This is a genomic window from Leifsonia poae (genome assembly GCF_050632865.1).
GTDB lineage: Bacteria > Actinomycetota > Actinomycetes > Actinomycetales > Microbacteriaceae > Leifsonia > Leifsonia poae_B.
In genome coordinates, this window is record NZ_JBODSA010000001.1 from 607,318 (window position 1) to 620,248 (window position 12,931).

The 12,931-nt window shown below is 72.5% G+C and carries 11 protein-coding genes and 1 pseudogene; 3 read left to right on the forward strand and 9 right to left on the reverse strand.

Annotated features, from left to right (window positions below; genetic code table 11):
• Nucleotides 1–59: 59 nt before the first annotated feature.
• The 9 genes and pseudogenes from ACRAWB_RS03055 to ACRAWB_RS03095 form a co-directional block, all read right to left on the reverse strand.
• Nucleotides 60–1,079 (reverse strand): sulfate/molybdate ABC transporter ATP-binding protein, encoded by a 1,020-nt coding sequence (locus ACRAWB_RS03055; protein ID WP_431352008.1) that lies wholly within the window; start codon nt 1,077–1,079, stop codon nt 60–62.
• Nucleotides 1,076–1,903: an ABC transporter permease gene (locus ACRAWB_RS03060; RefSeq protein WP_431352009.1), complete on the reverse strand. Its 828-nt coding sequence runs from the start codon at nt 1,901–1,903 to the stop codon at nt 1,076–1,078. Before ACRAWB_RS03060 ends, ACRAWB_RS03055 begins: the two co-directional genes overlap by 4 nt.
• The gene (gene modA, locus ACRAWB_RS03065; protein WP_431352010.1) at nt 1,900–2,694 is read right to left on the reverse strand and encodes a molybdate ABC transporter substrate-binding protein; all 795 of its coding nucleotides are present in this window, start codon (nt 2,692–2,694) and stop codon (nt 1,900–1,902) included. The genes ACRAWB_RS03060 and modA overlap by 4 nt, the downstream gene beginning before the upstream one ends.
• Nucleotides 2,691–3,095 carry a TOBE domain-containing protein gene (locus tag ACRAWB_RS03070; RefSeq protein ID WP_431352011.1) on the reverse strand — a complete coding sequence of 135 codons (405 nt, stop codon included), beginning with the start codon at nt 3,093–3,095 and terminating at the stop codon, nt 2,691–2,693. The genes modA and ACRAWB_RS03070 overlap by 4 nt, the downstream gene beginning before the upstream one ends.
• Before the next feature lie 55 nt (nt 3,096–3,150).
• Entirely contained in the window at nt 3,151–3,564 is a 414-nt protein-coding gene (locus tag ACRAWB_RS03075) for a molybdenum cofactor biosynthesis protein MoaE (RefSeq protein ID WP_431352012.1), read from the reverse strand.
• A complete protein-coding gene (moaCB, locus tag ACRAWB_RS03080; protein WP_431352013.1) occupies nt 3,561–4,559 on the reverse strand; it encodes a bifunctional molybdenum cofactor biosynthesis protein MoaC/MoaB in 999 nt (332 codons plus the stop codon). Before moaCB ends, ACRAWB_RS03075 begins: the two co-directional genes overlap by 4 nt.
• Complete coding sequence (locus ACRAWB_RS03085; protein ID WP_431352014.1) at nt 4,556–5,785, reverse strand: molybdopterin molybdotransferase MoeA; 1,230 nt, start codon at nt 5,783–5,785, stop codon at nt 4,556–4,558. Before ACRAWB_RS03085 ends, moaCB begins: the two co-directional genes overlap by 4 nt.
• Before the next feature lie 32 nt (nt 5,786–5,817).
• Nucleotides 5,818–6,951, reverse strand: a complete 1,134-nt coding sequence (locus ACRAWB_RS03090; protein WP_431352015.1) for a ThiF family adenylyltransferase — start codon at nt 6,949–6,951, stop codon at nt 5,818–5,820.
• 40 nt (nt 6,952–6,991) lie between these two features.
• Nucleotides 6,992–8,517: pseudogene (locus ACRAWB_RS03095) on the reverse strand (molybdopterin-dependent oxidoreductase).
• 105 nt (nt 8,518–8,622) lie between these two features.
• Between ACRAWB_RS03095 and ACRAWB_RS03100 the strand changes: the two are divergent.
• From ACRAWB_RS03100 to ACRAWB_RS03110, 3 genes are all read left to right on the forward strand, one after another.
• Entirely contained in the window at nt 8,623–11,211 is a 2,589-nt protein-coding gene (locus ACRAWB_RS03100) for a DEAD/DEAH box helicase (RefSeq protein ID WP_431352016.1), read from the forward strand.
• A gap of 144 nt (nt 11,212–11,355) precedes the next feature.
• Nucleotides 11,356–12,567 carry an inorganic phosphate transporter gene (locus ACRAWB_RS03105; RefSeq protein ID WP_431352017.1) on the forward strand — a complete coding sequence of 404 codons (1,212 nt, stop codon included), beginning with the start codon at nt 11,356–11,358 and terminating at the stop codon, nt 12,565–12,567.
• Nucleotides 12,564–12,896 carry a peptidase gene (locus ACRAWB_RS03110; protein WP_431352018.1) on the forward strand — a complete coding sequence of 111 codons (333 nt, stop codon included), beginning with the start codon at nt 12,564–12,566 and terminating at the stop codon, nt 12,894–12,896. Before ACRAWB_RS03105 ends, ACRAWB_RS03110 begins: the two co-directional genes overlap by 4 nt.
• Nucleotides 12,897–12,931: the final 35 nt, after the last annotated feature.

Below are 12,931 nucleotides of genomic sequence, written 5' to 3' on the forward strand. Positions count from 1 at the left end.
AGCACAGGAAAAACGTTCGTCCTCGGGTCCCTCGGGGACGTTTTTCCTGTGCTCGGGGGCTAGGCGGGGTAGAGGGAGACGGCGTCGGGCGGGATGTGGAGGCCGACGGGGGCTCCGAGGTGGAGGGCGAGGTCGGCCACGACCGCAGGCGGGACGAGGGCGTCGAGGCGGTCGGTGCGGACGCGGACGAGGTCGGCCTGCGGCTGGAGGGCGGTGACGGTCGCAACCACCGGGGCGGCGGCCGGGGGCAGGAGGCGGACTGCGGACGGCCGTACGGCGGCGAAGAACTCCGCGCCCGGGGCGCCCGGCCCGTCCGCGGTCAGTCGCAGGCCCTCGGGCGTCTCCAGGCCCTCGGTGGTCCGCACTCCGCGCAGCAGGGTCAGGCCGGACAGCTCGGCGGTGAACGGATGCCGCGGCCGCTCGAGCACCTGGCGCGTCGGTCCCTCCTCGACGACCCGGCCGTCGTGCATGACGGCGACGCGGTCGGCGAGGAGGTAGGCGTCCAGCGCGTCGTGCGTTACGAGCACGGTCGTGCGTCCGGCCAGGACGTCGGCGAGCGCCCCACGAACCTCCGCCGCGACGGACACGTCGAGGGCCGAGAGCGGTTCGTCGAGGAGGAGCAGGCTCGGCTCCGCCGCGAGCGCCCGGGCGATCGCCACGCGCTGCGCCTGGCCGCCGGAGAGCTCGGACGGGCGCCGGTCGGCGAACGCCTCCGTGCCGGTGCGGCGTAGCCACTCGTCGGCTCGCGACCCCGCTTCGATCCGGGTGGCGCCGGCCGACCGCGGGCCGAATGCGACGTTGGCCCGGACGCTCAGGTGCGGGAACAGCAGCGCGTCCTGGGCGAGCAGCGCGACGCCACGGCGGTGCGGCGGCAGCCAGGCGCGGGGGAGGTCGAACAGCACGTCGTCGCCGAGGGTCGCGCGCCCGTGGTCGGGCCGGATGAGCCCGGCGAGCATCCCGAGTACGGTCGACTTGCCCGCGCCGTTCGGACCGAGCACGGCAAGCGTCTCACCGGCCGCGACCGCGAGGTCGATGGAGACGTCGCGCTCCGCATGCGCGGCTGCGATGCGCAGGCTCATGCGGCGGTCCGCGCAGTGGAGGCCCGGGTCCGCCGCCGCGCCCGCCACGGCTGCACCCGCTCGCCCGCGCCGTGCGCCACCGCGACGACGGCGATCGCGACGGCGACGAGCACCAGCGACAGTGCGACGGCCGCATCCGGGTCGGTCTCGCGCTGCAGGTAGATCTCGAGCGGCAGAGTGCGGGTCACGCCCTGCAGGCTGCCGGCGAAGGTCAGCGTCGCCCCGAATTCGCCCAGCGCCCGCGCGAACGACAGGATCGCGCCCGACACCACCGCGGGAAGCACCAGCGGCAGCGTGACCCGGAACAGCACGGCCGAGGGACGCGCGCCCAGCGTCGCCGCCACGGCCTCGTACCGCTCGCCCGCCGACCGCAGCGCACCCTCCAGGCTCAGCACCAGAAACGGCAGCGCCACGAAGGTCTGCGCGATCACCACCGCCGGGGTCGAGAACGCCACGTCGAGCGCGCCGCCGAGCAGTCCACGTCGCCCGTACAGCGCGAGCAGCGCCAGACCCCCGACCACCGGCGGAAGCACGAGCGGCAGCAGCACGATCGCCCGGACCACCCGCTGCCCGGCGAACGGCACGCGCGCGAGCACGATGGCCATCGGGACGCCGAGCACCAGGCATCCGGCCGTCGCGAGCAGCGACGTCCGCAGGCTGAGCAGCAGGGCATCCAGCGACGACGGCGAGGCGATCAGCGGGAGGAAGTGCGCCCAGTCCACCCGGAGCGCCATCGCGACGAGCGGGAGCACCACGAACAGCGCCCCGACGACTGCGACGGCGACGATCCAGCGCGGGACGGCCAGCCGCGCGCCCGCGATCACGGCGCGCCGAATCCGGCGGCGGTCAGCGCCTTCCGTCCGTCTGGGCCGGTGACGAACGCGACGAATGCCGCCGCGCCCTGCGCGTTCGGCGCCTTCGCGACCGTGGCGATCGGATAGACGTTCACCGTCTTCGCGGCCTCCGGGAACGGGACGGACTCGACCGCCGACCCCGCTCCCTTGACGTCCGTCCGGTACACGATCCCTGCGTCCGCTTCGCCGCTGCTGACCTTGCCGAGCACGTCCGTCACGGACGATTCCTGGCTCACTGGGGTCAGCGTGACGCCCGCCGACTTCTCGACTTTCGCGGTCGCGGCGCCGCACGGCACCTGGGGCGCGCAGACGACCGTCTTCACGCCCGGGGAGGCGAGGTCGGCGAAGCTCTTCACGTGGGCGGGGTTCCCAGAAGGGACGGCGATCGCGAGCACGTTCGTCGCGAAGTCGACCGGCTTCCCGTCGATGACCTTCGCCTCCACGGCCTTGGTCATGTTCGCCTCGTCGGCGGACGCGAACACGTCGGCCGGGGCGCCCGCGGTCAACTGCGACACGAGGTCGGAGGAGCCGGCGAACGAGAACGTCACCTTGGCTCCGGGGTGCGCGGCCTCGAAGTCCCTCCCGAGCTCGGTGAACGTCTTCGTCAGGGATGCGGCGGCGAACACCGTCACCGTGCCGGTCACGTCGTCGCCGGCCGATGCACTCGGGCTCAGGTCCGGGGCGGAACCGGCCGAGCTGCAGCCGGTGAGCGCCGCGCATGCCAGGAGCAGAGCGGCGGCCACGCGCAGCCGCCGGCTCATCGCGCCACCGACGGCGCCTCGACCATGACGTTGGTCGCCTTGATCACCGCGACCGCGACCGACCCGAGCTCGAGCCCCAGCTCGCGCACGGCCTCGCTGCTGATCAGCGACACCACGCGATGGGGGCCGCACTGCAGCTCGACCTGTGCCATGACCTTGTCGGCGACGATGTCGGTCACCAGCCCGACGAACCGGTTGCGCGCGGACCCGGCGACGCCCGACGGGTCGGCCGGCAGCACGGCGTTCTGCTTGGCCAGCTGGGCGAGTTCCAGCCCGTCGACGACGGTGCGTCCGGACCCGTCGTGCCGGCTGCTGAGAACTCCGGAGTCGATCCAGCGGCGAACGGTGTCGTCGCTCACCCCGAGGTAGAGCGCGGCGTCCTTGATCCGTATCTGCGGCATGAAACCCATCGTAGAGCCGCAGGTGCGGCAGGTCGAGGGCGTCGCGCCCGTAGGATCAGAGGCCGACCCACTCCGAGGCGCCGTCGGTGAAGTGCTGCCGCTTCCAGATCGGGACGCGCGCCTTGATGATCTCCACCAGCTCCGAGCACGCGGCGAACGCCTCCGCCCGGTGCGGGGCCGCGACCGCGGCGATGAGGGCGAGGTCGCCGATGGTCAGCGACCCGACCCGGTGCTGCGCGGCCACGCGCAGTCCGGTGGTGCGGGCGACCTCCTCGCAGCACTGCCGGAGGAAGTCCTCGGCCTCGGGATGCGCGCGGTAGTCGAGCGAGACGACGCCGCGGCCGCCGTCGTGGTCGCGGACGATCCCCTGGAAGGAGACGACGGCACCCGCCTCGGCGCGCCAGACGAATTCGTCGACGGTCGACGGCTCGAGCGGATCGGGGGTGACGGTGGCCAGGATGTCGCTCATCGGTGATCGCCTCCGCGGAGCTGGTCGAGCAGGTGGGGGAGCAGGCCGTCCAGCACCTCGAGGCCGTCCTTCACGCCGCCGCGCGAGCCGGGCAGGTTGACGACGAGCGTGGGGCCGGCCACGCCGACGAGCCCGCGGCTGAGCGCGGCCAGCGGTGTGGCGGCGGCGCCGTGCGCCCGCAGCGCCTCGGCGACGCCGGGAAGCTCGCGGTCGAGCACGGCCGCAGTGGCCTCCGGTGTGCGGTCGGTGGGGGAGACTCCGGTGCCGCCGGTGGTGATGAGGACCAGGGGACGCGCGCCGACGGCGTCGCGCAGGGCAGCGTCCACCTCGGCGTCGGGCACCACGCGGACGTCGGCGGGGAGGCGGCGCTCGGCCAGCCATTCGGCGATGACGGGACCCGTGGTGTCTTCGTAGACGCCGGTGGCGGCGCGCGTGGAGGCGACGAGCACGATCGCGCCCGCGGCCGGGGTGGGGCCCGCGACGTCGGGCGCAGCCTGAGCTGCAGCAGTCGCAGGCTCCCCGTCCCGCCGCCACTCGCCGCGCTTGCCGCCGCTCTTGGCGACGAGCCGCACGTCCGTCAGGCTCGCCGCCGGATCCACCGCCTTCACCATGTCGTGCAGGGTGAGCCCGGCGACCGCGACGGCGGTCAGCGCCTCCATCTCGACGCCGGTGCGGCCGTGCGTGCGCGCGACCACCTCGATCTCGATCGCTCCGGCGTCGGCATCCAGCTCGAAGTCGACCCGCACGCTGTTGAGAGGCAGCGGGTGGCAGAGCGGGATGAGCTCGCTGGTGCGCTTCGCACCGCCGATGCCCGCGATGCGCGCAGTCGCCAGCACATCCGCCTTCGGCAGGTCGTCGGCCGCCACGAGTCGCACGACCTCGGGGGTCGTCACGAAGCGTCCTCGCGCGACGGCCTCGCGGTCGGTCTCGGGCTTGCCTCCGACGTCGACCATGCGCGCGCGGCCGTCGGAGTCGAGGTGGGTGAGCTGGGTCATAGCGTCCAGACTGTCACGGCGGCGCCCTCGTCCAGGACGTCCGCGTCGGTGGGGATGTCGATGAGCACGTCGGCCTGCGCCATCCCGGCGACGAGGTGCGAGGAGGGCCCGGAGGCCGGGGCAACGCCGCCGTTGACGTCGAGCCGGCCGCGCAGGAACTGGCGCCGTCCGGGCACGGAGACGACGCGGTGCGTCAGCGTCGCGTCCACCGGCCGGATCTCCGGCAGGCCGGCGGCGGCGCGCAGCGGGCCACGGAGGAACACCGTGAACGACACCTGCGTGCTCACCGGGTTGCCGGGGAAAGCGAACACGGGCACGCCGCCGATCACAGCGGTCGCCTGCGGGCCGCCCGGCTGCATCGCGACCGTCGTGATGTCGGCGCCGTGAGGGTGCAGCACCTCCCGCACCACCTCGTAGGCGCCGCGTGAGATGCCGCCGGAGGTGATGACAAGGTCGCTGCTGTGCAACGCGTCGTCCAGGATGCGCTCGAACGCCGCGGGGTCGTCGCTGCTGCTGGCGCGCACGGACACCGTGGCGCCGGCCTCCTCCACGAGCGCCGCGAGCGCGATGCCGTTCGCGTCGTAGACCTGCCCGAACGCCGGCGTGGACCCGGTGACGAGCTCGGTGCCGCTGGTCAGGATCCCGACCCTCAGCCGGGCGCGCACGGCCACCGTCTCGACGCCCGCTGCGGCCAGGGCCGCGAGGTGGCGCGGGGCGAGACGCGTTCCCTCCGCGACCAGCACCTCGCCGCGTCGCAGGTCGCTGCCGCGCTCGCGCACGTACTCGCCGCGCTTGCGCGGACGCCGGATCTCGACGACCGCGCCGGCGAGGTCGTCGTCGCGGCCGAGCACGAGCTCGGTGTCCTCGACCGGAACGATCGCGTCGGCCCCGGTCGGAACCGGCGCGCCCGTCATGATCCGCAGCGCGGTACCGGGGATCAGCGAGACGGGGCTGGTGTGGCCGGCCGGGATGTCGCCGCTCACCTCGAGCGCGACCGGCGCCGTGCGCACGTCGGCGGCGCGCACCGCGTAGCCGTCCATCTGCGAGTTGCGGAAGAGCGGCAGGTCGACCTCCGACCGCACCTCCGCCGCGGTCACCCGGCCGAGCGCGCGGTCGAGCGGCACCGACTCGGTGGCGGGCTGCTCGGTGAGCGGTTCGAGCATCCGCGCGACGATGGCGGCGTGCTCCTCGACGGTCCGGCGCTCGTCGGCGGGGTCGCGTGTCATGGGTTCAGTATCCCGCGCCGCGCGCGTCGCGTTCAGTACCGCGCCATCTCGGGATCGACGTCGCGCGCCCACGCGTCGAGCCCGCCCGCGAGCACGACGCCGCGCATCCCGGCGTCGGCGAGCAGCTGCCGCGCGGTCTCGGCGCGGATGCCATGGTGGCAGACGATCACGAGCGGGTCGTCCTGCGGCAGGCGCGCGGCCACTCCCGACGGGTCGCCCTGCACGACGCCGAGCGGCACGAGCAGCGAGCCGGGCAGTTCGACGATCTCCGCCTCCCACGTCTCCCGCACGTCGAGGAGCGTGTGCGGCTCCCCGGCGATCAGCCGGGCGTGGAGCTCGGCGGGCGACATCGTGTCGGTGACGCCGCAGAACAGGTCGTAGTCGATCAGCTCCGTCACCGGCGCCGCCTGCGGATCGCGCTCGTAGGCGAGCTCGCGGAACGCGCCGCGCAGCGCGTCGTGGACGATCACCCGGCCGAGCAGCGGATCCCCGGTGCCGGTGATGAGCTTCAGCGCCTCGCCGACCATCAGGCCGCCGATCACGCCGCAGACGGACGGCAGCGCCCCGGCCTCGGCGCAGCTCGCGACGCTTCCCGGCGCCGGCGGCACCGGGAAGAGGTCGCGGTAGGTCGGCCCCTGCCGAGCCCAGCTCAGGCCGGCCTGGCCGCCGGTCTGGTGCACCGCGCCCCACACCACGGGGATGCCCGCGAGCGTCGCCGCGTCGTCCACAAGGTACCGGGTGGGGAAGTTGTCGCTGCCGTCGAGCACGAGGTCGAACCCGGCGAGGATGCGTTCGGCGTTCTCCGAAGTCAGCCGCTCGCGGAAGAGCCGCAGCTCGATGTCGTCGTCGAGCGCCCGGACGGCGTCCGCCGCGGACTCGACCTTCGCGCGCCCGACGTCGGCGGGCGTGTGGATGCTCTGCCGCGGCAGGTTGCTCGGCTCGACGCGGTCGTCGTCCACGATCCCGATGGTGCCGACGCCCGCGGAGGCGAGCAGCGGCAGCACGGCGGAACCGAGCCCGCCCGCGCCGACGACGAGCATGCGCGCGGCGGCGAGGCGGCGCTGCGCGACCGGGCCGAAGCCGGGCAGCTGCGAGGTGCGGGCGTAGCGGGCGGTGCGCTCGGGCGAGAGTTCGGGGCCGGGGTCGACCAGCGGCGGGAGGGCCATGTCCTCAGCCAATCACACCCGGGACGCCGCCGCACCGACCTCAGACCACGGTCACCTGCACCTCGTGCAGTCCGGTGGCGCCGTCGGGGACCACGTCCCGCTCGGTCGCGGTCTGCACCAGGCCCTTCGCGTCGGTCGCCCGCACCCGGAGGGTGTGCGTGCCGGGCGTCGCGTCCCACGCGTACCGCCACTGCCGCCAGGTGTCGGCGGAGATCGCGTCGGCGAGCGTCGCCTCCTGCCAGGGTCCGTCGTCCACCTTCACCTGCACGGCGCTCACGCCGACGTGCTGCGACCACGCCACGCCGGCCACCGCGACCGTCCCGGCCTTCACCTGCCGTCCGGCCGCCGGCACGTCGATGCGCGAGGACAGCTTCACCGGGCCGCGCTCGGACCAGCCGCGCGTCGTCCAGTAAGCCGTGTGCTCGTCGAAGCGGGTGACCTCCAGCGACACCACCCACTTGGTCGCCGACACGTAGCCGTACAGGCCTGGCACGACCATCCGCACGGGGTAGCCGTGCTCCAGCGGCAGAGGGGTGCCGTTCATCCCGACCGCAAGGATCGCGTTGCGGTCGTCGGTCAGGGTCTCGAGCGGCGTGGACGCCGTCCAGCCGTCCTGGCTCGTCGACAGCACCATGTCGGCGTCGGAGGAGGGCTTCGCCTTCGACAGGAGGTGGCGGATCGGGTAGCCGAGCCAGGTCGCGTTGCCGATGAGGTCGCCGCCGACCTCGTTCGAGACGCACGTCAGCGTGGTGGTCGACTCCTCCAACGGCAGGGCGAGGAGTTCTGCGAACGTCAGCTCGACCTCCTGCTCCACCATCCCGAAGATGCGCAGCTTCCACGCGTTCGCGTCGATGCCGGGGATCTGCAGGGCGGTGTCGATCCGGTAGAAGTCGGCGTTCGGCGTGATGATCGGCGACAGGCCCGGGATGTCGAACGAGGCTCCGGCGGGGACCGGCGGCGCCTTCTTCGCCGGGCTCGGCAGTCGGATCGCGGCCCGCGCCGCCGAGGCCGCGCGGAAGCCGCCCGCCACCGCCTGGCCGATCACCAGCGCGAGCGCTCCGCCCGCCGCCGTCGCCGCCGTCGCACCGACGAACCGCCGCCGGCTCACCCGCCCTCTCGGGGTCGCGCGCGTCGGCTCGGTGTCGCGCAGCATCCGCATCAGCCAGCCGAGCAGCAGGATCGCCAGGGCCGCCGCGAGGACCGAGGGAGCGCATCCACGATCCCGTTGCCCGAGCGCGTGACGGCCGCGAGCACGCCGACGGCGCCGCCCACGCCGATGAGAATGCGGCCGAGCGGCGGACGGATCCGCTCCAGCCAGCCGGCCAGCGCGGCCCCCGCGAGCACCACCACCCCGAGCGAGACGATGAGGAACGCCTTGTCACCGGTCCCGAACAGGCCGATGACGGCCTCCTTCAGCCACGGCGGCGCGAGGTCGATGAGGAGCGCGCCCACGGTGAGCACCGGGCTGCCGTTCTGCACCAGGAAGGCGCTCAGGAGCTCCGCAGCGCCGACCCCCGCGACGACGCTCGCCACGCCCGCGGCCGCCGGCCGCCAGAACTCCGCCATACCGCCAACTTAGGGCCGCCGCCTGTGCGTGGGCGCAGGGATTACGGATTCGTAATGCTTTCACCCGATTCGGCGGGCCGCCGCCTGTGAAAGGGTGGAGGAATCATGTCGGATTCCGAAGCCTCCGCCCCACGCCGCCTGCGCGTCGAGGACATCCCCGGGTGGACCGGGCCCGGCTCGGTGTCCGAGGACGCCGTCTACGAGACGTTCGTCGCGTGGGTCGAGGCCGGTGGCATCGAGCTGTACCCGGCGCAGGACGAGTCGGCGATCGAGGTCGTCGGCGGCGCGAACCTCATCCTGAGCACCCCGACCGGCACCGGCAAGTCGCTCGTCGCCGTCGGCGCCCACTTCGCCGCCCTCGCCCGCGGGGAGCGCACGTACTACACGGCGCCGATCAAGGCTCTGGTCTCCGAGAAGTTCTTCGCGCTGGTCGACATCTTCGGCGCCGAGAACGTCGGGATGACGACCGGCGACTCCGCGGTGAACGCCGACGCGCCGATCATGTGCGCGACGGCCGAGATCCTGGCCAACCTCGCCCTCCGGCACGGCGACGAGACGCCGGTCGGCCAGGTCGTGATGGATGAGTTCCACTTCTACTCCGACCCGGATCGCGGCTGGGCGTGGCAGGTGCCGCTTCTCACCCTCCCTCACACGCAGTTCGTGCTCATGTCGGCCACCCTCGGCGACGTGACGGCGCTCGCCGACGACCTGGAGCGCCGCACCGGCCGCCCGACGGCGACCGTCACGGGCGTCGAGCGCCCGGTGCCGCTGCACTACTACTACGAGGTCACGCCCGTCCACGAGACCATCGAGGACCTGCTCGCCACGGGGCAGGCGCCGATCTACGTGGTCCACTTCTCGCAGCTCGCCGCGCTGGAACGCGCGCAGTCGCTGTCCAGCGCCAAGATCGCCAGCCGGGAGCAACGCGATGCGATCGCCGAGCTGATCGGCGACTTCCGTTTCACGACGAGCTTCGGCAAGACCCTCTCGCGCCTGCTGCGCCAGGGCATCGGGGTGCACCATGCCGGGATGCTGCCGAAGTACCGCCGCCTGGTCGAGCAGCTGGCCCAGCGGGGCATGCTGCGTGTCATCTGCGGGACGGACACGCTCGGTGTCGGCATCAACGTGCCCATCCGCACCGTGCTGCTCACCGCGCTGACGAAGTTCGACGGCACCCGGATGCGGCAGCTCAATGCGCGCGAGTTCCACCAGATCGCCGGCCGGGCGGGACGCGCGGGCTACGACACCGCAGGGACCGTCGTCGCGCAGGCGCCCGAGCACGAGTCGGAGAATCTGAAGGCGCTGGAGAAGGCCGGCGACGACCCGAAGAAGCGCCGCAAGATCGTGCGGAAGAAGGCGCCGGAGGGCTTCGTCTCGTGGGGCGAGCCGTCGTTCCGAAAGCTCATCGAGTCGGAGCCCGAGACGCTGACGTCCTCGATGCAGATCACCAGCGCGATGCTCATCAACATCATCGGCCGCGGCGGCGACGTCTACCGGCATGTCCGCGACCTCGTCTTCGACAACCACGAGCCGTGGAAGCGGCAGCTCGCCCTCGCCCGGCGCGCGATCGAGCTGTACCGGTCGCTCCTCACCGCCGGAGTCGTAGAGGCGGTCCGGAGCCACGACGGGGTGGAGATCCGTCTCACGGTCGACCTCCAGCCCAACTTCGCCCTCAACCAGCCGCTGTCGCCGTTCGCGCTCGCCGCGTTCGAGCTGTTCGACCTCGAGTCCCCGGTGTACGCGCTCGACATCGTCTCCGTCGTCGAGGCCACCCTCGACGACCCGCGGCCCGTGCTGTCGGCGCAGCAGTTCCAGGCTCGCGGCGAGGCCGTCGCGGCGATGAAGGCGGAGGGCATCGAGTACGAGGAGCGGATGGAGGCGCTGGAGGAGGTCACGCACCCGAAGCCGCACGACATCCTGCTGCACGAGGCCTTCGCCACCTACGCCTCGAGCCAGCCGTGGGTCGCCGACTTCGAGCTGAGCCCCAAGTCGGTCGTGCGCGACCTGTACGAGCGGGCGATGACGTTCGGCGAGTTCATCGCGTTATACAAGCTCGCCCGCTCGGAGGGCGTCGTGCTGCGCTACCTCTCCGACGCCTACCGGGCCCTCAACCAGACCGTGCCGCTCGACCTCCGCACCGAAGACCTCCGCGACATCATCGAATGGCTCGGCGAGCTCGTCCGCCAGGTCGACTCGAGCCTGCTGGACGAGTGGGAGGAGCTGGTCCACCCGGACGCCGCCAAGCACGCCGCCGAGTCCTCCGAGCTGGCGCCGCCCGCACCGCGGAACGTCACCACCAATCGGCGGGCGTTCTTCGTCCTTGTGCGGAACGAGCTGTTCCGCCGCGTCCAGCTGGCCGCGCTCGACCGCGTCCACGACCTCGGCGTGCTGGAGGCGGAGGCCGCGGTGCTCGCCGGGGGCGCCGCGCCGTTCACCGAGGCGCAGTGGGATGCGGCGCTGGAGGGCTACTACGCGGAGCACGACGAGATCCTGACCGACGCCTCCGCGCGATCGGCGTCGATGATCCTGGTGGACGAGAAGCCCGAGGGGGTCGAGGGGATCTGGCGCGTGCGTCAGATCATCGCCGACCCGGAGGGGGACCACGATTGGGGCATCGCGGCGGACGTGCTGCTGGAGGACTCGGCGCGCGAAGGCGTCGCCGTGATCCGGGTCACCTCGGTCGGACGGCTCTGACGAGTTTGACCCGGTCGCGGACACCGTGTGAGTATCGTCACGGCGTCCCAACAGCGCCAGGTCCCTTGCGTGAACTCCCGATGAAGCTTTAGGTCGGGAGGGACGCATCCGACACGCGACAGCGTCAACGCGAGAAAGAGAACGGTGGACCTCACCCTCATCGTCGTGCTGGTCATTCTGCTGGCGCTCTTCTTCGACTTCACGAACGGCTTCCACGACACGGCCAACGCGATGGCGACCCCCATCGCGACCGGAGCGATGCGTCCGAAGGTCGCCGTCGCCCTGGCTGCCGTGCTCAACCTGATCGGCGCCTTCCTCTCGACCGAGGTCGCCAAGACGATCTCCGGCGGCATCATCAAGGAAGGCGACGGCGGCGTGCAGATCACGCCGGTGCTCATCTTCGCCGGCCTGGTCGGCGCGATCGTCTGGAACATGGTGACGTGGCTCTTCGGCCTGCCGTCGTCGTCCAGCCACGCGCTGTTCGGCGGCCTGATCGGCGCGGCGATCGTCGGCGCCGGCATCCAATCGGTCGACTTCCTCGTGGTGCTGGACAAGGTGGTGCTGCCGGCGCTGATAGCCCCCTTCACAGCCGGTGTCGTGGCGTGGAGCGCGACGAAGCTCGCGTACTGGATCACGCGACGCTACGACGGGCGGCCGGACGGACGCGGCGGCTTCCGCTACGGACAGATCTTCTCGTCGTCCCTGGTCGCCCTCTCGCACGGCACCAACGACGCGCAGAAGACCATGGGCGTCATCACCCTCACGCTGATCTCCGCGGGCCTCCAGCCGCTCGGCTCCGGCCCTGAGATCTGGGTCGTCATCGCCTGCGCGCTCGCCATCGCCCTCGGAACGTACTCCGGCGGCTGGCGCATCATCCGCACCCTCGGCCGCGGGCTCACCGAGATCAAGCCCGCACAGGGCTTCGCGGCCGAGACGAGCACGGCGGCGACCATCCTCGCCTCCAGCCACCTGGGCTTCGCCCTGTCGACCACGCAGGTCGCCTCGGGGTCGGTCATCGGCTCCGGGCTCGGCCGCCGCGGCTCGTCGGTGCGCTGGGGGACCGCCGGCCGCATCGGCATCGGCTGGCTGCTGACGCTGCCGTCCGCGGCGATCGTCGGCGCCGTCGCCGGGCTGATCGCGAACATCGGGCCGATCGGCGTCGTCATCGACACCATCGTCGGAACGGCGGTGGTCGTCTACATCTTCTGGCGCGCGCGCCGCAATCGGGTCACCAGCGAGAACGCCGTCAAGCCAGTGCCGCTGCAGGGCAAGAGCGAGGTCGCGCAGTCCGGCAAGGCGGTCAGGATCGAGAAGGTCAAGCCGCTCAAGCGCGAGCGTCCGAGGAGGTCCGCATGATCGACTGGGCAGCATTCGTCGTCGTCTTCCTGGCCGCGCTGATCGGCTCCTGCGTCGTCGTCGCTTCCTACGCGCTCGGCACGCGCCTGCTGGCGGTCGCCGGCCGCGCGCTGTTCGTCGAGCCGGTCGAGTTCACGGACGCGATCACCGTCCTGACGCCCGAGAAGGCCGCCAAGCTGCAGCGCAAGGCCGAGAAGGCCCAGCGCAAGAACCCGCTGACCGCCGGCCAGAAGCGCCTGGCGCTGACCGGGGCGTACGCGTGCTTCACGGTCTGCGCGCTGGCGGTGCTGTACGGGCTGTACCTGATCATCCCGTACTTCCACCAGTAGGCCCCGCCAGTTGCTCGTAGGTGCTGCCGACACGC